Annotated in this window: 18 protein-coding genes; 13 read left to right on the top strand and 5 right to left on the bottom strand. The window is 72.7% G+C overall.

What is annotated here, in order from left to right; genetic code table 11:
* Positions 1-2: 2 nt before the first annotated feature.
* The gene (locus tag AB0B02_RS18740; RefSeq protein ID WP_281942664.1) at positions 3-1,052 is read right to left on the bottom strand and encodes a zinc-binding alcohol dehydrogenase; all 1,050 of its coding nucleotides are present in this window, start codon (positions 1,050-1,052) and stop codon (positions 3-5) included.
* 173 nt (positions 1,053-1,225) lie between these two features.
* On the opposite strand from AB0B02_RS18740, the gene AB0B02_RS18735 reads away from it, so the two are divergent.
* On the top strand, positions 1,226-2,614 hold the full coding sequence (locus AB0B02_RS18735; RefSeq protein ID WP_281942662.1) for a lysine 2,3-aminomutase: 1,389 nt from the start codon (positions 1,226-1,228) through the stop codon (positions 2,612-2,614).
* A gap of 61 nt (positions 2,615-2,675) precedes the next feature.
* On the opposite strand, the gene AB0B02_RS18730 is transcribed toward AB0B02_RS18735, so the two are convergent.
* Complete coding sequence (locus AB0B02_RS18730; RefSeq protein WP_091057359.1) at positions 2,676-2,870, bottom strand: CsbD family protein; 195 nt, start codon at positions 2,868-2,870, stop codon at positions 2,676-2,678.
* A 158-nt stretch (positions 2,871-3,028) separates the two neighbouring features.
* Here AB0B02_RS18730 and AB0B02_RS18725 point away from each other — a divergent pair, with 158 nt between their 5' ends.
* On the top strand, positions 3,029-3,640 hold the full coding sequence (locus AB0B02_RS18725) for a histidine phosphatase family protein (RefSeq protein ID WP_281941154.1): 612 nt from the start codon (positions 3,029-3,031) through the stop codon (positions 3,638-3,640).
* Here the strand turns inward: AB0B02_RS18725 and AB0B02_RS18720 are convergent.
* Genes AB0B02_RS18720 through AB0B02_RS18710 form a run of 3 tightly spaced genes read right to left on the bottom strand, consistent with a single transcriptional unit; the run spans position 3,570 to position 5,503 of the window.
* Positions 3,570-4,076 (bottom strand): Lrp/AsnC family transcriptional regulator, encoded by a 507-nt coding sequence (locus AB0B02_RS18720; RefSeq protein WP_281941152.1) that lies wholly within the window; start codon positions 4,074-4,076, stop codon positions 3,570-3,572. The two genes, AB0B02_RS18725 and AB0B02_RS18720, sit on opposite strands and share 71 nt — an antisense overlap.
* A 59-nt stretch (positions 4,077-4,135) precedes the next feature.
* Positions 4,136-4,351 (bottom strand): DUF433 domain-containing protein, encoded by a 216-nt coding sequence (locus AB0B02_RS18715; RefSeq protein WP_107156812.1) that lies wholly within the window; start codon positions 4,349-4,351, stop codon positions 4,136-4,138.
* A 9-nt stretch (positions 4,352-4,360) separates the two neighbouring features.
* Positions 4,361-5,503: an acyl-CoA dehydrogenase family protein gene (locus AB0B02_RS18710; RefSeq protein WP_281941148.1), complete on the bottom strand. Its 1,143-nt coding sequence runs from the start codon at positions 5,501-5,503 to the stop codon at positions 4,361-4,363.
* 246 nt (positions 5,504-5,749) lie between these two features.
* Here AB0B02_RS18710 and AB0B02_RS18705 point away from each other — a divergent pair, with 246 nt between their 5' ends.
* The 11 genes from AB0B02_RS18705 (at position 5,750) to AB0B02_RS18655 (ending at position 19,689) form a co-directional block, all read left to right on the top strand.
* On the top strand, positions 5,750-6,220 hold the full coding sequence (locus AB0B02_RS18705; RefSeq protein WP_281942660.1) for a hypothetical protein: 471 nt from the start codon (positions 5,750-5,752) through the stop codon (positions 6,218-6,220).
* A complete protein-coding gene (locus tag AB0B02_RS18700; RefSeq protein WP_281941146.1) occupies positions 6,220-7,617 on the top strand; it encodes a hypothetical protein in 1,398 nt (465 codons plus the stop codon). The genes AB0B02_RS18705 and AB0B02_RS18700 overlap by 1 nt, the downstream gene beginning before the upstream one ends.
* The gene (locus AB0B02_RS18695; protein ID WP_281941144.1) at positions 7,614-8,933 is read left to right on the top strand and encodes a VWA domain-containing protein; all 1,320 of its coding nucleotides are present in this window, start codon (positions 7,614-7,616) and stop codon (positions 8,931-8,933) included. Before AB0B02_RS18700 ends, AB0B02_RS18695 begins: the two co-directional genes overlap by 4 nt.
* 13 nt (positions 8,934-8,946) lie before the next feature.
* Positions 8,947-10,059, top strand: coding sequence for an AAA family ATPase (locus tag AB0B02_RS18690; protein WP_281941141.1), 1,113 nt, complete (start codon positions 8,947-8,949; stop codon positions 10,057-10,059).
* Positions 10,056-12,881, top strand: coding sequence for a DUF5682 family protein (locus AB0B02_RS18685; RefSeq protein ID WP_281941140.1), 2,826 nt, complete (start codon positions 10,056-10,058; stop codon positions 12,879-12,881). The genes AB0B02_RS18690 and AB0B02_RS18685 overlap by 4 nt, the downstream gene beginning before the upstream one ends.
* 185 nt (positions 12,882-13,066) lie before the next feature.
* Complete coding sequence (locus AB0B02_RS18680; protein ID WP_199199704.1) at positions 13,067-13,447, top strand: YccF domain-containing protein; 381 nt, start codon at positions 13,067-13,069, stop codon at positions 13,445-13,447.
* Between the two features lie 252 nt (positions 13,448-13,699).
* Positions 13,700-14,470: an FkbM family methyltransferase gene (locus AB0B02_RS18675; protein WP_281941137.1), complete on the top strand. Its 771-nt coding sequence runs from the start codon at positions 13,700-13,702 to the stop codon at positions 14,468-14,470.
* A 224-nt stretch (positions 14,471-14,694) separates the two neighbouring features.
* Positions 14,695-15,696, top strand: a complete 1,002-nt coding sequence (locus AB0B02_RS18670; protein ID WP_281941135.1) for a LacI family DNA-binding transcriptional regulator — start codon at positions 14,695-14,697, stop codon at positions 15,694-15,696.
* A 123-nt stretch (positions 15,697-15,819) separates the two neighbouring features.
* Positions 15,820-17,499, top strand: coding sequence for an ABC transporter substrate-binding protein (locus AB0B02_RS18665; RefSeq protein ID WP_281941133.1), 1,680 nt, complete (start codon positions 15,820-15,822; stop codon positions 17,497-17,499).
* Positions 17,500-17,587: 88 nt separating this feature from the next.
* Positions 17,588-18,715 (top strand): ABC transporter ATP-binding protein, encoded by a 1,128-nt coding sequence (locus AB0B02_RS18660; RefSeq protein ID WP_357301799.1) that lies wholly within the window; start codon positions 17,588-17,590, stop codon positions 18,713-18,715.
* Positions 18,712-19,689 (top strand): ABC transporter permease, encoded by a 978-nt coding sequence (locus AB0B02_RS18655; protein WP_281941130.1) that lies wholly within the window; start codon positions 18,712-18,714, stop codon positions 19,687-19,689. The genes AB0B02_RS18660 and AB0B02_RS18655 overlap by 4 nt, the downstream gene beginning before the upstream one ends.

Here is a 19,689-nt window from a genome sequence, read left to right as displayed (position 1 = left end):
CCTCAGTCTGCCGCCAGCCGCGCCTCGAACAGACCACGCACCCCCGGCTCGGACCGCAACAACTCCAACGCCAGCTCCGCGTGCCCCGGCACGAACCCGTTCCCCACCAGCATCGTCACGTCCGCCGCCAGACCCTCCGCGCCCAACGCCGCCGCCGCGAAACTCGTCGCCATCGAGAAAAAGATCACCGTCCCGCCGTCCGCCGTGGCCAACACCGCGCCGTGCTCACAACCCGGCACGTCCACGCACACCACCGTCACGTCCGCCGGCACCCCCAACGCCGTGGTCACCGCCGACGACAACCCCACCGGATCCCGCGCGTCCGCGAGCGCCACCGCGTCGGCCAACCCGGCCGCCGTCAGCGCGTCCCGCTCCGCCGCCACCGGCACCACCCCGACCGTACGACCCGCGCCCGCGCGCCGCGCCGCCGCCAGGGACAACGACCCGCTCTTGCCGGCCCCACCGATCACCGCCACCGACACCGGACGCGCGTCACCCTCCCGGGCCCGCCGCGCCACCTGCTCGGCCACCACCCGCCCCGTCAACGCCGGCGCCCCGCACACGTCCAGCACGGCCAGGGACAGCTCCGGATGCAGATCCGCCGGCAGCACCGCCGCGATCGACCGGGCGAACAGGATCGCGTACCCGTCACACGGCACCTGCTCGCTGCGCCCGTCCCACCTTTCCAGGCCGTCGGAGATCGTCAACGGCGTCAGCGTCAACGACACCAGCGTGGCCACCCGGTCGCCCGCGCGCAGCCCCAGCGGGGACCGCCGGCCCGCCTCCTCCACCGTGCCGATCAGCATCCCCCCGGACCCGGTCACCGGATTCTGCATCTTCCCCCGGGTCGAGATGATCTCCAGCACCTCGGCGCGGACCTTCTCGCCGTCCCCGCCGTGCTTCTCCGCCAGCTGCCGGAAACTCGCCGCGTCCAGGTTCAGCCGCTCCACCCGGATCCGCACCTCGTTCGCCGCGATCCGCGGGTCGGCGTCCAGCCGCCAGGCCGCCTGCGGCAGCACCCCCGCCGGTTCCACGACTCGGTGCAGACCCACCGGTGACGTCACGCCGACCCCCTACGTCCAGCCGCCCGAACCCCGGGGTGGGGTTCGCGTCGCGGGAAAACTTACGGCAGACTAATTTCTTCACCGCAGATTTTCCAGTAGCCTTCGCAAGGTTGATCAACCCGCACCGCAGACGAGGAGGGGCCGTGACCCAGACCCAACCGGTGGAGACCATCCCGACGCCCCGCTCCACGCCGGTCGCCGTCCCCGCCGCCGGACAGCCCTACGAATATCGGCGCGCCCCCCTGGTCGAACCCGACTGGACCCGCTTCCCCGGCTGGCGGCACGTCACCCGCGAACAGTGGGAGAACGCCCAGTGGCAGCGCGTCAACTGCGTCAAGAACATCAAGCAGCTCCGCGCCGTCCTCGGCGACACCGTCGACGAGACCTTCTACGCCGACCTCGAAGCGGACCAGAAGGCCCTGGCCACCATGTCCATGCTGGTGCCGCCACAAATGATCAACACGATGGTGCCGTTCGCGCCCATGACCACCGAGGCGCTGCTCGCTGACCCGATCCGCCGTTACATGATCCCGGTCGCCTCCGACCGGCGCACCGACTGGCCCTCGCACCCCTACGCCAGCCGCGACAGCCTCCACGAACACGACATGTGGGTCGCCGAGGGCCTCACCCACCGCTACCCCACCAAGGTCCTCGCCGAGCTGCTCTCCACGTGCCCGCAGTACTGCGGTCACTGCACCCGCATGGACCTCGTCGGCAACTCCACCCCCGCCGTCGACAAGCTCAAGCTGACGCTCAAGCCCGTCGACCGCTACGACGCCCACATCGCCTACCTCAAGGCCCATCCCGGCGTACGCGACGTGGTCGTCTCCGGCGGCGACGTCGCCAACGTGCCCTGGCGCAACCTTGAGTCCTACCTCATGCGCCTGCTGGAGATCGAAACCATCCGCGACATCCGGCTCGCCACCAAGGCCCTGATGGGCCTGCCCCAGCACTGGCTCCAGCCCGACGTCGTGGAGGGCCTCGAACGCGTCGCCCGCACCGCCGCCCGGCGCGGCGTCAACCTCGCCATCCACACCCACGTCAACCACGCCCAGTCGCTGACCCCGCTGGTCGCCCGGGCCGCCCAGACCGCCCTCGACGTCGGCGTCCGCGACGTCCGCAACCAGGGCGTGCTGATGCGCGGCGTCAACGCCACCAGCGCCGACCTGCTCGACCTCTGCTTCGCGCTCCAGGGCGAGACGGGCATCCTGCCGTACTACTTCTACATGTGCGACATGATCCCCAACGCCGAGCACTGGCGGGTCCCGGTCTGGCACGCCCAGCAGCTCCAGCACGACATCATGGGCTACCTGCCCGGCTACGCCACCCCGCGCATCGTCTGCGACGTGCCGTTCGTCGGCAAGCGCTGGGTGCACATGCTCACCGACTACGACCGTGAGCGTGGCATCTCGTACTGGACGAAGAACTACCGCACCTCGATCGAGTCCGCCGACCTGGAGGCGCTCAACAAGCGCTACGCCTACTACGACCCGATCGACACGCTGCCCGAGGCCGGCCAGTCCTGGTGGCACGCCCACCGCGACGACTGACCCACCGACGCACACCCGACGGCGGGCCACCGGGACTCCGGTGGCCCGCCGTCGTCCGTCGTCACTTCTCGAACGCGTCCTTGACGTCGCGGCCGGCCTGCTTCACGTTCTCCCCGGCCTGCTTGGCGCGCGCCGTGCTCTGCTCGCTGGCGCCCTCGGCCCGCAACCGCTCGTTGTCGGTCACGTCACCGATGCGCTCCTTGGCCATGCCGCTCATCTCCTGGGCCTTGTTCTTCGCCTTGTCGGTGAAGCTCATGTCGCCCTCCTCGTCTGGGCTGCGCGTTCCTCCTGTCGCGTCCCCGGTGCGTCGGATCGCAAACACGTGTGGTGGCACACCACGCCTAAAGCGTCCTAGGACAATAGGGTGAAGGTGGGTGCCGGGCGGGTCGAGTCCCCGCGTGGTTGACTGAGCCGATGAACGAGATCCTGCTGGTAAGGCACGGCGAGACCACCTGGAGCGCCAGCCACCGGCACACCTCGTACACCGATCTGGAGCTGACCGCCGACGGCGAGCGGCAGGCCCGCGCGCTCGCTCCCCTGCTCGCCGGCCGACGCTTCGTGCGGGTGCTGTCCAGCCCCCGGCAGCGGGCCACCCGCACCGCGCTGCTGGCCGGGCTCACCGTCGACGCCACCGACCCCGAGCTGGCCGAGTGGAACTACGGCGAGTACGAGGGCCGCACCACCGCGGCCATCCAGGAGGAACGACCGGGCTGGAGCATCTGGACCGACGGCGGCCCCGGCGGGGAGTCACCGGACGCCGTCGGCGCCCGCCTGGACCGGGTCCTCGACCGGGTCGTGCCGCTGCTGGAGCACGGCACCGTCGCGTTGGTCGGGCACGGCCACAGCCTGCGGGTGCTCGGGGCACGCTGGATCGGGCTGCCGCCGTCGGCCGGCGGGCTGCTGCGGCTGGACACCGCCACGCTCAGCGTGCTCGGTCACGAGCACGGCCGGCGGGTCATCCAGCGGTGGAACCTGCCGGCTCCGACGACGACCGGGGACGGCCCCGACCAGGCAGCTCGCCACTGATCTTCGGCGGCCGGTTCTCGTAGGGCGTGGACAGCACCACGGTGGTGCGGGTGGTGACGTTCGCGGCGATGCGGATCTCCTGCAGCAGCCGTTCCAGGTCGGCCGGGCCGGCCACCCGCACCAGCAGGAGATAGAAATCCTCCCCCGCGACCGAGTAGCAGGAATCGATCTCGGGCAGGTGGGCCAGCCGCTCCGGCGCGTCGTCGGGCTGCGACGGGTCGAACGGCCGGATCGCCACGAAGGCGGTCAACGGCAGCTCCAGCGCCTCGAACGACACGCGGGCGGCGTACCCCTTGATCACGCCGCGCTGCTCCAGCCGGCGGACACGCTGGTGCACGGCGGACACCGACAGGCCCACCCGCTCGGCCAGATCCGTGTACGACAGGCGACCGTCCCCGGTCAGCGCGGCCACGATCGCGCGGTCGATCTCCTCCACGCGCTGCAACCTACCGGAGATAGCGCTCCCACGCCGTACCCGCCTCGCCGCGGTGACGCTCAGCGGGCCGTGCGGTCGCGGACCGCGTCGGCGGCGTAGTTCAGCACCTCCACCATGTCCTCCTCGTCGAGGAACGGCAGATCGGTGAGGATGTCCGTGACGGACATGCCGTCGGCCAGCATGGCCAGCAGCGTGGCCACCGGGACGCGGGACTGCCGCACGCAGGGCGCCCCGCCCATCACGTCGGGGTCGGCGGTGATCCGGGGGAAGGTCACCGCGACAGGTTAGCCCTTCGCCAGGGCCCGGGAGATGACCAGCCGCTGGATCTGGTTGGTGCCCTCGACGATCTGCAACACCTTCGCCTCGCGCATGTACCGCTCGACCGGGTGGTCGGCGACGTAGCCGGCGCCGCCGAGCACCTGCACCGCGTCGGTGGTCACCCGCATCGCCAGGTCGGTGGCGAACAGCTTCGCCTTCGCCGCCTCGATCGAGTACGGCCGGCCCGCGTCGCGCAGCCGCGCGGCGGCCAACAGCAGCGCCCGGGCGGCGGAGATGCCGGTGGCGTGGTCGGCGAGCATGAAGCCGAGGCCCTGGAAGTCGACGATGGCGCGGCCGAACTGCTGCCGCTGGCGCGCGTAGTCGACCGCGTAGTCCAGCGCGGCCTGCGCCAGGCCGACCGCGCAGGCGGCGATGCCGAGGCGGCCGGAGTCCAGCGCCGACATGGCGATGGTGAAGCCGGCGCCCTCGCCGCCGATCAGCCGCTCGGCCGGCACCCGGGCGTCGTCGAACGCGATCTGCGCGACCGGGGAGGCGTGCAGGCCCATGGTGCGCTCGGCGGCCTGCGGTGCGATGCCGGGCGTGGCCCGTTCGGCCAGCAGGCAGGAGATGCCCTTCGGGCCGGGCCCGCCGGTGCGGCAGAAGATGTTGTAGAAGTCGGCGACCCGGGCATGGGTGATCCACGCCTTGGTGCCGGTCACCACGTAGTCGTCGCCGTCGCGGACCGCCCGGGTGGTCAGCGACGCCGCGTCCGACCCGCCCTGCGGCTCGGAGAGGCAGTACGCCCCGAGCAGCTCCCCGCCGATCATGTCGGGCAGCAGCTTGCGCTGCTCGTCGGTGCCGAACTGCGCGAGGGGGTAGCAGGACAGCGTGTGCACGCTGACCGCCTCGGCCACGGCCAGCCACCGGCTGGCGAGGATCTCCAGCACCTGGAGGTAGACCTCGTACGGCTGGGCGGCGCCGCCGTGCTCCTCGGCGTACGGCAGGCCGAGGAGGCCGGCCCGGCCCAGTGTGCGCAGCACGTCCCGGGGGAACTCGGCCCGCTCCTCGAAGCCGGCGGCCTTCGGCGCCAACTCCCGGTCGGCGAGCTCGGTGGCGAGCTCCAGCAGGTCGTGTGCCTCGTCGGTGGGCAGGATCCGGTCGACGTTCATAACGCGATGAGCTCCAGGGGTGGGTGAGCCGGTGCGGCGTCCGGGTCCGGACCCTGCCAGCTTAACGGTCGTTTGGGCGGCGGTGGGAGTCCGTGTCGCTGTCGTACCCGTGGTTCATGATCCTTGTCGTCACAGCGGCACGGAGCACGGGCCGGCGACGGCGTCCCGGCGTGCCCGGCGACGCCCACCGGCGGGAAGGTCGAAACGATGACGGAGCCGACGGACGCCGCACGGCGACGACGGAGCGTGCTGCGGGTCGCGCCCCCGGCGCGGGCCCGCAAGTTGGCCAAGGTGCCCTTCGTGGAGCTGGCCGACGGCCGGTTGCAGGGGGTGGTGTCCAGCGGGTCCGACGTGGAGCGGGTCTACGTCTCCTCGGTGACCGCCGGCAGCCACGCGGTCAACTGCAGCACCAACAACAACCGCCCCTGCGGCGGCCTGCGCGGCAGCCTGCTCTGCAAGCACCTGCACGCGCTGGCCGACGAGGCCGTGCTCCAGTACGGCGTCGAGCAGGTCGCCCGCTACCTGCGCATCGACGCCGGCGACGGCGTCGACAGCGGGGTCGCGCTGCTGGCCCGCACCGACGCGCGGCACGAGCCCGGGCCGGCGGCGGTGGTGTTCAGCCGCTTCCTGCGCCACCTGGCCTACCTGGAGGTCCCGCCGAGCACCGCGCCGGTGCCCGAGCTGCACTGGTTCCCGGCCACCGCGGGGGTGCGCTGATGCTCGCCGCGCAGCTCACCCAGCTCGACGACGGCGCACCCGCCGGGCTGGCCGAGGCACTCGCCGTCGTCGACGGCATCGACGACTCGCTGACCCGCGGCCTGGCCCGTCCGGGCGAGCCGGACGCCGCCGCCTGGGCGGCGCTGGCCGCCGCGGTCGACGGCACCCCGCTGGCCGACCGCGCCGCCGAGGCGGTGCGCGCCGCGACCACCGGCGCGCTCACCGAGGACCACCTGGCCGTCCTCGCCGGCGCCCGCGCCGCGCTGCTCGGCGCCGTCCACGACGCGCTGCTGGACCGGCTCGACACCGCGCTGCACCGCTCCCGCGCCCCGTGGCCCACCGCGCCGTCGGCCGCGCCGGGCGCCACCCCCGCCCTGGCCGGGGCGCGCGCCTGGCTGCACGAGCTGACGCTCGCCGGCTGGCGCGGCGCCGACCACGAGCTGCTCTCCGGCGCCGCCGGGCCGGTGGAGGCCACGCTCGCCGAGCCCTCCCAGCGCCGCCTCGCGGTGCTGCTCGACGGTCTCGCCGCCGAGCTGCGCGCCGGCCTGCCGGTCACCGCCGCGACGCCGGTGCCCACCCGCCGGTGGGCCGACCTGTGGACCCGGGCCGTGCTGCTCGCCGCCGGCGCCGCCACCGAGGCCGCCCCGGCGGAGACGGTGTCCGGCCGGCTGCTGCCGCTCGGCGTCGACGTGCACGAGCACGACACCGCGTTCCAGGCGCAGCTGCACGCCCTGCTCGAACCGGCCGGCGGCGGTCCGGGCCGGCTGGTCCGGGTCACCGTCGTCGCGGCCAAGGTCGCCACCATCGTCGGCCCGGCCGGCTGGCGGCTGCTGGAGGCGTACCCGGTGCTGCTCAAGGCCCTCGCCGAGCGGCGGGCCGTGACCGTCACCGACCTGCCCGCGCACGGCGGCGACCTGCACTGGGTCGAGGAGCGCGCCGTGCTCGGCGACCCCGCCGACCCGTTCGCCACCGCCCGGGTGCTGCTCGCCGACGCGACCGCGCCGGCCACCCCGCCGCTGCAACGCCATCCCGCCGCGCTCGCCGAACCGGTCCTGGTCGAGGGCCGCGTCGTCCGCGACGACGACGGTGACCCGGTGGTCGCGCTCGACGGCCGGACGATCCCGCTGGCCGTCGACCGGCTGCCCGCCGCCGGGCCGCTCACCCCCGCGCTTCTCAACGCCGCCACCGCGTGCCTCGGCCTGCTCCGCTGGGACGACGACCGCTGGCTGCTGCAACCACTCGCCGTGCGGGCCACCGTCAAACGGCAGACCGTCGAGGCGCACAACGGCGACTGGGCGTGCGGCGTCACCGACCCGAAGGTGGCCAAGGCCGAGGCGCGGGCCGGCGACGCGGTGGCCGTGCTGCGCGAACGCGCCGGAAGGTTGCTGCGCCGATGACCGCCGACCGCGACCACGCCAACCGCCGCCAGGTGCTCTACTGGCGACTGCTCGCCCGCCTGTTCCACCCCGACGAGCAGCCCGCGCTGGAATCCGCCAGCGTCGCCGTCGTCGACGACCTCGACCTGCCCACCGCGCTGCTGGACCCGGCCGTCTCCGTCGACACCGTCGTCCAGCGCTTCCCGGCGCTCGCCGACGAGCTGCGCGACCTGCTCACCCCCGACCCCGACGCCCCGGCCGGCCCGTTCGAGCCCACCGAGACCGAGGTACGCCGGGCCGCGCTGGCCTCGAAGCTGCTGCTCAACGTGTTCGCCACCGGCGCCGGCGAGGTCAGCGCCGGGCAACTGGCCCGCTGGCAGGCCGACGCCGGCTGGTTCGAGCAGGCCTGCGGCGTCGCCCCCGGGGAGCTGCGCCGCGGCGGGGCCGGTCTCGGCGCCACACTCGCCGGCCTGGAGGGCGACCTGGTCCGCCGGATGCGCCTGCGGGAGGTGCTCGCCGACCCGGCGCTGGCCGCCCGGCTCACCCCGAGCATGTCCCTGATCGAGCAGCTCCTGCGCGACAAGTCGAACCTGTCCGGGGTGGCGCTGGCCAACGCCAAGTCACTGATCCGCCGCTACGTCGACCAGGTCGCCGAGGTGCTGCGCACCCAGGTCGCGCAGGCCACCGTCGGCGCGGTCGACCGCTCGGTGCCGCCCAAGCGGGTCTTCCGCAACCTCGACCTCGACCGCACGATCTGGCAGAACCTCACCAACTGGAGCCCCGACGACGAACGGCTCTACGTCGACCGGCTCTACTACCGGCAGACCGCGCGGCGCACCACGCCGTCCCGGCTCATCGTGGTGGTCGACCAGTCCGGCTCGATGGTCGACTCGATGGTCAACTGCACCATCCTCGCCTCCATCTTCGCCGGGCTGCCCAAGGTCGACGTGCACCTCATCGCGTACGACACCCGGGCGCTGGACCTCACCCCGTGGGTGCACGACCCGTTCGAGGTGCTGCTGCGCACCAACCTCGGCGGCGGCAACGACGGCCCGGTCGCCATGGCACTGGCCCGCCCCAAGATCGTCGAGCCCCGCAACACGGTCCTGGTCTGGATCTCCGACTTCTACGAGTTCGACCGCTCCCAGCCGCTGTTCGACGGCATCGAGGCCGTGCACCGCTCCGGGGTGAAGTTCATCCCGGTCGGCTCCGTCAACAGCTCCGGCAACCAGAGCGTCAACCCCTGGTTCCGGCAACGCCTGAAGGACCTGGGCACCCCCGTCATCTCCGGCCACATCCGCAAGCTCGTCGTCGAGCTGAAGAACTTCCTCACCTAGGAGAGCACCCCTGATGTCCGACATGCTCCGCGCCCCCGCCGAGGTCACCTACGCCGACGAGCTGGCCTACCTCGAGTCGGTCGACACCGGGCCGAAGCCGTTCTCCTGGCGCCTGAGTCCCCGCATGGTCCGGCTGTTCGTGCTCGGCTCCGAACGCGCCGACGGCCTCGAGCGGGAGATCCCGCAGAAGTGGTTCGGCGACCGCAGCTTCGTCGAACGCAGCATCGTCACGCTCGCCTCCGACCGGGGCCTGCTGCTCATCGGCGACCCCGGCACCGGCAAGAGCTGGCTCGCCGAGCTGCTCTCGGCCGCGATCTGCGGCAACTCCACGCTCGTCGTGCAGGGCACCGCCGGCACCACCGAGGACCACATCAAGTACTCGTGGAACGTCTCCATGGTCATCGCCCGCGGCCAGTCCCGCGAGTCGATGATCCCCTCGCCGATCATGACCGCGATGGAGCGCGGCGTCATCGGCCGCTTCGAGGAACTCACCCGCTCCACCAGCGACGTGCAGGACGCCCTCATCTCCATCCTGTCCGAGAAGTACGTCGCCATCCCCGAGCTGGACCAGGACAACATCGTCTTCGCCCAGCCCGGCTTCTCGATCATCGCCACCGCGAACAGCCGCGACCGGGGCGTCAACGACCTCTCCTCCGCGCTCAAGCGCCGGTTCAACTTCGTCCGCATCCCGGTGGTCACCAACAAGCGCAGCGAAGCCGAGATCGTCCGCTTCCGCACCGAGGAGTTGCTGCGCCGGCACCGCATCGAGCTGGAGGTCCCGCCCACCCTGCTCGACATCCTGCTGCAGAGCTTCGCCGACCTGCGCGCCGCCGCGTCCGCCGCCACCAGCGACGACGAGAAGCTCGAGTCGGCGCTGTCCACCGCCGAGCAGATCGGCGTGCTGGAGGACGCCGTCCTGCACAGCCAGTTCTTCGGCGACCGCACCCTGCGCGCCGGGACGCTCGCCGGGTCGCTGGTCGGCTCGCTGGCCCGACGCAGCCCGGAGGACCTGGCCATCCTCAACAAGTACCTGCACGGCGTCGTCGAGCCCCGGGCCAAGGCCGACGGCGGCGAGTGGGACGGCTTCCTCGACGGCGGCCGCCAGGCGATCGCGTCGCTGTCATGACCGCACCCGCCCGGACCGGCCTCTTCGGCGCGCTGCGCGAGCAGCTCACCGACGCCGCCGCCGCATTCGCCGAGTCCCCCGACGCGCTCGCCGGGATCCTCGCCGGCATGGTCGACGACGTCGACCGGGCCCTCGGCGAACGGCTGGAGATCTTCCCGGTCTGCCACCACTCCCCCGCGTCCGCGCTGGCCATGGCCCGGCGACTACGCGCCCGCCCACCCAGGGTCATCTACCTCGAACTCTGCGAGGACCTGCGCCCCCTGCTCGACGAGCTGCGCAACTGCCGCCTCCCGGTGGCCGTGCAGGCGTTCGCCACCGAACTCGACGGCTTCCCCGCCGAGTGGAGCCCGCTGAGCGTCATCGCCCCGATCACCGAGGCCTCCGCGGAATACCAGGCCATCGCGTACGCGCTGGACACGCCCGGCGTCGAGCTGGTGCTGGTGGACCGCTCCACCGACCACGTCTTCCAGTGGACCCCGCGCGACGACCAGCCGGCCGACCCCGACCCGACGCCGGCCGCCGACGAGGACGCCGCGCTGCACGGCGACGCGGTCGGCGTGGAGATCGGCGACCTGCGCCCCCGCTTCGCCGAACTGGAAGCCCACCTGCTGCACCACGGCAAGGTCCGGCACTGGTCGGAGTGGTGGGACCAGTACGTCGAACGCCCCCTCGCCGACGCCGACCACGACACCTACCGGCAGGTCATGGTGCTGATCGGCAGCCTGTTCCGGCGCCTGCGCCCCACCCGGTCCGCCCGCGACGACCGCGACGAGGACCGGGAACGCCACATGTGGACGCGGATGCGCCAGCACCTCGCCGCCTCCGGCGCCGACCCGGCCGACTGCCTCTACGTCTGCGGCGCGTTCCACGCCGCCAGCCACGTCGAACAGTTCGGCCTCGACTCCACCGCCCCGGACTTCCCGATCAGCCCCCGCACCGGCACCCGCTGGCGCTACGGCCTCATCCCGTCCAGCCACTCCGCCATCGAGGCGCAGTTCGGCCTCGCCCCCGGCACCGTCTCCATCGCGGCCGCGAACTGGGCCGCCGCGGTCGGCCGCACCCGGCTCACGCCGTACCGGCTGGCCGGACAGCAGACCGGCAAGAAGGGCCGCCGTACCCGGGCGACCCCGACGGCCACCCCGCCCGACGAGACCGCCGACCGGCTCAGCGGCTTCCTGGCCGCGCCACCGGCGCTCGACGCGCTGGACGAGGCGGAACTGCGCGGCTGGTGCGTCGACATCGTCCGACTCGCCCGCCGCAACGGCTACCTCGCCAGCACCGCCGACGCGATCGCCGTGTTCGAGACCTCGATCCTGCTGGCCAACCTGCGCAACCGGGCCAAGCCGACCCCCTACGACTTCGCCGACGCCGCGGTCACCTGCATCGAGAAGGACGTGGTGCCGGGCCGACGCGACGTCCGCCGGCTCTGCGAGATCCTGCTCGGCGGCGACCGCGTCGGCCAGGTCGGATACGACTCGCTGCCGCCGCTGGCCCGCGACGTGCTCGACCGGCTCCGCCCACTCGGGCTCGACCTGGAGCGGCGTACCGTGCAGCGGGCGCTGCTCGACCTGCGCGCCGACCCGGCGCTGGAACCCTGCTCCGACCTGCTCTGGATGCTGCGCCACCTGCTGCCCGCCGACGCGGTCCGCCCGATCATGGGCGAGCGCCGCCTCGGCCACCGCTCCACCCAGGAGAGCTGGGACCTCGCCCTCGGCCGCAACCAACGCGCCCTCATCGAGCTGGGCTACGAGGGCGTCACCGTCGAGCAGGTGCTGGAGCAACGGCTGCGGCGCGCGGTCCGCGGCCCGGACGCCACCGCCGCCCGCGCGCTCGCCGCCGTCGAGGACGCCATCCGCCTGCTCGACAGTCCCCGGCTGGTCGACGAACTCGGCGCGCGGGCGGTGGAGCTGCTCGCGGCCGAACGCACCGTCGACGACGCGCCGGAGGTGCTGCGCCGCATCCGGCGGCTGCTCGCCCACCACCGCACCACCGCGCCGACGCTGCCGGCCTGGTGTCAGGCGTTCGTCACCACCGGGTACGCCCACTACTGCACGCTGCTGCCCACCGCGTTCGTCGACGAGGCCACCGGCGTCCGCCAGGTCGGCGCCATGCTCGGCTTCCTGTTCCACATGGAGAGCCTCGCGCTGTCGCTGGGCTGCGACCGGTCCCAGCTCGAACTGGCCGTCGCCCAGGCTCACCCCGAGGCGCCGGCGAAGCTGGCACTGCTCTGGGCCGCCCGCCACCAGCTCGGCCTGCTGCCGCTGGCCCAACTCCGGGAGCACTGCGCCGAGTTGCTGGGCAACCCGCTTGTGGTGCCGGCGTTCCCGCAGTACCTGTCCGGGTTCGTGCACGCCCTCGATCCGGTGCCGGGGCTGGCGCCGTTCGTGGTGGAGACCATGTCGGCCGCGTTCGCCGGGCTGCCGGACCCCGTGCTGTTGCCGTGGCTGCCCACCCTGATCACCACGCTGCGGGAGCACGGCCCGGAGCTGGTGCCGCTGCTGGTCCGGGAGGCGGAACGCACCTTCCCCGCCACGCTGCCCGAGCTGGACGCCTGGACACCGCCGTGGGCCGCCGCACCCGCCGCGCCCACGGCGGCACCGCCGCCGACCCAGGCTGGCCCGGTGGCCGGCATGCTGGTCGCCCACCCGGACGCGCTGGACGCGGTGGCCGCGTTGCTCGGCTGCGACGCGCCGTGGCGCTCCCCCACCGGGCCCGAACAGCCGACCGGCGGCGGCTCGCCGCTGCTCGCCGCGCATCCGGACACCGCCGTCGCCGTGGTGGCCCTGCTGACGCCGGACCGGCCCGAGGTCAGTAAGGGGTGACCAGGGGCCGGCTGTCGTCCACGAAGTACGCGTGGGCGCGCTGCAACTCGGTGCGGGTGACGCCCTCGGTCGACGGCTCCATGACGGCGTGCTCCTCTCCGCGCGGCCGACCGGGCCGCGACCCGACGGTAACCCGATCCCCGCCGCGGTTCGGGCCGGTTGCCGGCGGCGGGCACCATGGAGTGGTGATCCGCTTCCTGCTGAACCTGTTGTGGCTCGTCTTCGGCGGCGGCATCGTCCTGGCCCTGGGCTACGGCGTGGCCGCCCTGATCTGCTTCGTCCTGGTCGTCACCATCCCGTTCGGCGTGGCCTCGCTGCGCCTGGCCTCGTACGCGCTGTGGCCGTTCGGGCGCACGCTCGTGCCGAAGCCGGGCGCCGGCGTCCCGTCCGGGCTGGCGAACGTGCTCTGGGTGCTGCTGGCCGGCTGGTGGCTCGCCCTGTCGCACATCCTCGCCGGGGTCGCGCTCTGCGTGACGATCATCGGTATCCCGTTCGGGGTGGCCAACTTCAAGCTGGTCCCGGCCGCGCTGTGGCCGCTCGGCCAGGAGGTCGTCGAGACGCCCTGACCGGGCCGTTCCCGCCCGCCGGGCAGCACCCGCTCCTCCTGGTCGGTCCCTTTCGCGCTGGTGGCGGAAACGACTCAGGGGCCGCCACGGCTGGCGGTGTCCGACAGCCAGGAGCAGCACCATCCCGGGGCGGGCGACCCGCTGGAGGCCGCCGACGGGTCACACCCGCTAAAGCATCCTAGGAGGATAGTGTGGTCGGTAGAACGGCCGAATGCGGTTCGCGTTCCACCACGGATGACTACGGTCGGTGAGGTGGGGGGTCGGGACGGGGTGATCGAGGCGCTCAAGGCGGATCCGGCGCTCGCCGGGCTGCGTCGTTCGCTGGACTTCTACCACGGTGACCGGGCCCGCGAGGCCGCGCTGGACGCGTTCTACGGGCCGCTGGTGCGCGCCGGCGACCTGGTCCTCGACATCGGCGCGCACGTGGGTGACCGGCTGGCCAGCTTCCGCCGGCTCGGCGCCCGGGTGGTGGCCGTGGAGCCGCAGCCGCTCTGCGCGCGGGTGCTGCGCGCCCTGCACGCGGGCGACGAGGCGGTCACCGTGGTGGAGGCGGCCTGCGGGCGGACCACCGGACCGGTGCGGCTGCACGTGAACTCCGCCAATCCGACCGTCTCCACCGCCTCCCCCGGCTTCGTCCGGGCCGCCGGGCAGGCCGCCGGCTGGGCGGGTGAGACCTGGGACGCCGAGATCGAGGTGGCCGGCACCACCCTGGACGCCCTCCTCGCCGAGCACGGCGTGCCGGCGTTCATCAAGATCGACGTGGAGGGTTTCGAGGACGCGGTGCTGGCCGGGCTGAGCCGGCCGGTGCCGGCGCTGTCGTTCGAGTTCACCACCATCGCACGGGACCTGGCCGGGCGCTGCCTGGACCGACTCACCGCGCTGGGCTTCACCGGGTTCGCCGTGGCGCTCGGCGACGAGATGGGATTCGCGCTGCCCGGCTGGCGGTCGGCCGCCGAGGTGGCGGCGTACCTGTGCGCGGTGCCGCACGAGGCGAACGCCGGCGACGTGTACGCGCGGAGCTGACGGCGGTCCACTCGGACAACCGCTCCGACATCGAATCGACGCTGCTCACCGGCTTGATCCACCGATCCGCTGCCCCGCCGCTTTTTTCAGGGCTCGAACTTAGCCATGGTTTGTTATCTGCCCGTTATTGACGTGACCGGCGCCACTTCGGTTGACTGCCACGGAACCGCTACCGCAACCGGTTCCGAAACATCCCCCTCACCCCTGCGACCCGGGAGCGTCACGTGCCGATCACCATCGCCGACGTCGCCACCCGGGCCGGGGTGAGCAAGACGACCGTCTCGCGCGTGCTCAACGGCAAGGGCGAGGTGCACATCCGCACCGCCGACCGGGTCCGCGCCGTGATCAGCGACCTCGGCTACGTGCCCAGCGCCCGCGCGGTCGGCCTGGCCCGGGGGCGTACCCGGGTGGTCGGCATGCTGGTGCCGGCGCTGACCTGGCCGTGGATGGGCGAGGTGCTCCAGGGCGCGGCCGACACGGTCGAGGCCGCCGGCTACGGCATGCTGCTGTTCACCTGCACCCACGGCGACGAGTCGATGCGCCGCTTCGCCTCCCAGGTCTCCGCGAAGTCCTTCGACGGCCTGCTCGTGGTCGAACCCGAGGGCACCCTGGACTACATCACCGGGCTGCACCGCCGCGGCCTGCCGGTGATCCTGATCGACGACCGCGGTCACCAGCCCGGCTTCCCGTCGGTGCGGACCACCAACGAGGCCGGCGCGCGGGCCGCCGCCGCGCACCTGCTGGCGCTCGGACGCCGACGACCGCTCGTCATCACCGGGCTGCGCCGGTTCGGCTGCACCCGCGAACGGCTCGCCGGCTTCGCCGGCGGCTACGCGGACGCCGGCGTACCCATCGAGCCGGCTCGGGTGGTGGAGGGCGACTTCACGTTCGAGTGCGGGCGCGCGGCGGTGCGCCGGCTGCTCGCCGACGGCGTGCCGTTCGACGCGGTCTTCGCGCACAACGACCTCTCCGCCGCCGGCGCGCTCCAGGCGCTGCGCGACGCCGGCCGCCGCGTCCCACAGGACGTGGCGGTGGTCGGCTTCGACGACCTGCCGCTGGCCGGGCACACCCACCCGCCGCTCAGCTCGGTGCACCAGCCGCTACGGGAGATGGGCGCGGCCGCCGCCCGGCTCCTCATCGCCCACCTCACCGGCACGCCGCTGCCGGACACCCCGACCGTCATCCCCACCGGCTTCGCCGCCCGCGCCTCCACCCGCGTCACCTGAGCAGTCACCCCCGCCGAACCCGGCGACCACACCGGCGGGCCCCGCCCGCCGGTGGCACCACCGCACACCCTCCATCCACCACATCCCGCCCGAGGACATGCGGGACCACCGAGGGAGACCTCCATGAGAAGAAGGCACCTCCTCGCCGTCGCGCTGGCCGGCGCGATGGTCACCACCACGGTCGCCGCGTGCGGCGACAGCCCGAACGCGAACAAGAAGAGCGGCCAGGCCGCGACCGTGCTGAACGTCGGCATGCCCAACGGCCCGCAGGCGGAGAACAACAACCCGTTCCTGACCACCTCGGCCGCGGCGTCGCTGGGCTACCGCTGGCAGATCTACGAGCCGCTGATGATGTGGAACCCGGTCAAGCCGGCGGACCCGTTCAAGCCGTGGCTGGCCAGCAAGGCCGAGTGGTCGGCGGACTACAAGTCGGTCAAGGTCACCATCCGTGACAACGCCACCTGGTCGGACGGGCAGAAGGTCACCGCCGAGGACGTGGCGTTCACCTACAACCTGGTCAAGAAGTTCCCGGCGCTCAACGACCAGGGCGTGCCCTACACGGACGCGGTCGCGACCGGCAACGAGGTCACCATCTCGATGTCCAGCCCGCAGTTCGTCAACCAGCAGAAGGTGCTGTGGCGGGTGCCGATCGTGCCCAAGCACCTCTGGGAGAAGATCGCCGACCCGACCACCGACCCGGTGAAGCAGCCGGTCGGCAGCGGCCCGTACACGCTCAAGTCGTTCACGCCGGCGACCACCACGCTGACCGTACGGGACAAGGGCTACTGGCAGGACGCGCCGAAGGTGAAGGAGCTGCGCTTCACCTCGTACACGGACAACAGCGCGCAGACCACCGCGCTGGCCAACGGCGAGTCGGAGTGGAGCTTCGTCTTCATCCCCAACTACCAGACCGTGTTCGTGGCCAAGGACCAGAAGAACCACAAGGTGTGGGCGCCGCCGGTGCTGGGCATCCACGGCCTCTACCTGAACACCACGAAGAAGCCGTTCGACGACCCGACGCTGCGTAAGGCGATGAACATGGTCGTCGACCGCGCGGACATCTTCACCACCGCCGAGGCCGCGTACTTCCACCCCGAGGTGAAGAGCGTGACCGGCCTGCCCAGCCCGGCCGGTGACCCGTTCATCGCGGCGGAGTACAAGGGCCAGGAGCACAAGGTCGACGTCGAGGGCGCCAAGGCGCTGCTCACCGGCGCGGGCTACAAGCTCGACGGCACCACGCTCAAGGACAAGGGCGGCAAGCCGGTGACGATCAAGCTCACCGACCCGGCCGGCTGGTCCGACTACCAGACCAGCCTGGAGATCGTGAAGGACAACCTGTCGAAGATCGGCATCGCGGCGACCATCGACAAGGCCAACCAGGACGCCTGGTTCCGCAACGTGGAGCAGGGCAACTTCGACGCCACGTTCCGGTGGACCGAGAGCGGCGCGACGCCGTACGACATCTACCGGACGATCATGGACGGCCGGGTGCTCAAGCCGATCGGCACCGCCTCGCCGGCCGGCAACTTCGGCCGCTTCGACGACAAGACGGCGACCGACGCGCTGGTCGCGTACGCCAACGCCACCGACGACGCCGCCCGCACCACCGCGCTCGCCACGCTCCAGAAGATCTTCGTCGAGCAGGTGCCGATGATCCCGGTGGGCGCGGACAACATCGGCGGCGCGTACAGCACGAAGAACTGGACCGGCTGGCCGGACGACTCGAACCCGTACGGCGCGCTCCAGCCCACCCAGCCCAACGCGGTGGACGTGGTGCTGCACCTCAAGCCGACCGCCGGCTGACCCGGCGTCGTCTCCCCGGCCGGCGGACGAGCCGGCCGGGGAGACGACGCCCGCCCCTCACCCCGGCAACCCCAGACAGGAATTCGGCATGACGACGACCGAGAGCGCCCCGGCGCCGGCCGACGAGGTGGTGCTGGAGGCCGTCGGCCTGACCAAGCACTTCCCGGTCCGCCGGCGGCTGCGCGACCTCCTCTCCCGGACCTCGGCGGTGGTGCACGCCGTCGACGACGTCTCGATCGCGCTGCGCCGCGGCCGGGTGACCGCGCTGGTCGGCGAGTCCGGCTCCGGCAAGTCCACGGTGGCCCGGCTGCTGGCCCAGCTCTATCCGCGCACCGCCGGCGACATCCGGCTGCACGGCGTCCCGACCCGGGTCCGCGGCGGCCGGCGCTTCCGGGCGTACGTGCGCCGGGTGCAGTTGATCCTCCAGGACCCGTTCGCCTCGTTGAACCCGGTGCACACCGTGCGCTACCACCTCACCCGGTCGCTGCGCATCCACGGCAACGCCGGCGACGGCGCGGACGGGCTGGAGAAGGCGCTGGCCGACCTGCTCACCCGGGTCAGCCTCACCCCGCCCGAGCGCTACCTCGACGCGTTCCCGCACGAGCTGTCCGGCGGCCAGCGCCAGCGCGTCGCCATCGCCCGGGCGCTCGGCGCGGACCCGGAGGTGCTGCTCGCCGACGAGCCGGTCTCCATGCTGGACGTCTCGATCCGCCTCGGCGTGCTCAACCTGCTCCAGGACCTCAAGGACCGGCTGAACCTGGCCATCCTCTACATCACCCACGACATCGCCTCGGCCCGCTACTTCGCCGACGAGACGATCGTCATGTACGCCGGCCGGATGGTCGAGGGCGGCGACAGCGAGACGGTCACCCAGCGGCCGGCGCACCCGTACACCCGGTTGTTGATCGATTCGGCGCCGGACCCGGAGCGGATCACCGGCGCGGGCGCCGACGCTGTCGCGGCGGCCGGGCCGGACCACGGCGAGCCGCCGAGCCTGATCCGCCCGCCGGCCGGCTGCCGGTTCCATCCGCGCTGCCCGCACGCCATGCCCCGGTGCGCCACCGACCTGCCGCCGCCGATCCCGATCGACGACGGGCCCGGGCACTGGGCGGCGTGCTGGCTGTTCGACAGGGCCACCGTCGCCGAGGAGGGAACCGGAACCGCCGAGGCGACCGAAACGGCCGGCACCGCCGCCGGGCGGGAGGCTGCCCGATGAGGTTCCTGCTGCAACGGGTGGCCTTCTACCTGTTCACCGCCTGGGCGGCGATCACGCTCAACTTCTTCATCCCCCGGATCGTGCCGGGCGACCCGGTGCAGTCGTTGATCTCCCGTAACCAGGGTCGGATCAGCGCCGACGCGATCGCCTCGCTGCGGGTGCTGTTCGGGCTGGACTCCGACCGCAACCTGTGGGAGCAGTACGTCGCCTACTGGGGGCAGCTCCTGCACGGCGACCTGGGCCTGTCGTTCACGTTCTTCCCGGCGCCGGTGTCGGAGGTGATCGGGAGCAGCCTGCCGTGGACGGTCGGTCTGGTCGGCGTCACCACGGTGGTCAGCTTCCTGCTCGGCACCGCGCTGGGCGTGGGCGCCGGCTGGCGGCGCGGCTCGTGGATCGACGGGCTGCTGCCGGCCACCACGTTCCTCTCCTCGATCCCCTACTTCTGGCTGGGTCTGGTGGCGATCGCGTTGTTCGCCGGGCCGGGCAGCTTCTTCCCCTCCTCCGGCGGCTACGAGCCGGGGCTGGTGCCGGCGTTCGACGCGTACTTCATCCCGAGCGCGCTCCAGCACAGCATCCTGCCCGCGGCGACCATCCTGGTCTCCTCGATGAGCGGCTGGATCCTCAGCATGCGCAACATGATGGTCACCGTCGCCAGCGAGGACTACATCACGGTCGCGCACGCCAAGGGGCTCTCCGAGCGCCGGGTGGCGCTCAGTTACGCCGCGCGCAACGCGTTGCTGCCCAACGTCTCCGGCTTCGCGTTGTCGCTGGGCTTCATCGTCGGCGGCACGCTGCTGGTGGAGATCGTCTTCTCCTATCCGGGCCTGGGGTTCCAGCTCTTCCAGGCGGTCGGCAGCAAGGACTACCCGCTCATGCAGGGCATCTTCCTGATCATCACGATCTCGGTGCTGGTGGCGAACCTGCTCGCCGACGTCGCGTACCTGCTCCTCGACCCGCGGACCCGAAAGAGCTGA

Origin of the sequence: Micromonospora sp. NPDC049240 (genome assembly GCF_040647835.1) — a bacterium.
In the GTDB taxonomy this organism is placed as follows: domain Bacteria; phylum Actinomycetota; class Actinomycetes; order Mycobacteriales; family Micromonosporaceae; genus Micromonospora.
Note: the sequence above shows the minus strand (reverse complement) of the source record. Positions and strands in the feature narration are given on the sequence as shown.

Coding starts and splice junctions, on each gene's coding strand:
- AB0B02_RS18730 (WP_091057359.1), bottom strand. CDS start 2,870: ATGAGCTTCACCGACAAGGCGAAGAACAAGGCCCAGGAGATGAGCGGC.
- AB0B02_RS18725 (WP_281941154.1), top strand. CDS start 3,029: ATGAACGAGATCCTGCTGGTAAGGCACGGCGAGACCACCTGGAGCGCC.
- AB0B02_RS18710 (WP_281941148.1), bottom strand. CDS start 5,503: ATGAACGTCGACCGGATCCTGCCCACCGACGAGGCACACGACCTGCTG.
- AB0B02_RS18700 (WP_281941146.1), top strand. CDS start 6,220: ATGCTCGCCGCGCAGCTCACCCAGCTCGACGACGGCGCACCCGCCGGG.
- AB0B02_RS18695 (WP_281941144.1), top strand. CDS start 7,614: ATGACCGCCGACCGCGACCACGCCAACCGCCGCCAGGTGCTCTACTGG.
- AB0B02_RS18690 (WP_281941141.1), top strand. CDS start 8,947: ATGTCCGACATGCTCCGCGCCCCCGCCGAGGTCACCTACGCCGACGAG.
- AB0B02_RS18685 (WP_281941140.1), top strand. CDS start 10,056: ATGACCGCACCCGCCCGGACCGGCCTCTTCGGCGCGCTGCGCGAGCAG.
- AB0B02_RS18665 (WP_281941133.1), top strand. CDS start 15,820: ATGAGAAGAAGGCACCTCCTCGCCGTCGCGCTGGCCGGCGCGATGGTC.
- AB0B02_RS18660 (WP_357301799.1), top strand. CDS start 17,588: ATGACGACGACCGAGAGCGCCCCGGCGCCGGCCGACGAGGTGGTGCTG.
- AB0B02_RS18655 (WP_281941130.1), top strand. CDS start 18,712: ATGAGGTTCCTGCTGCAACGGGTGGCCTTCTACCTGTTCACCGCCTGG.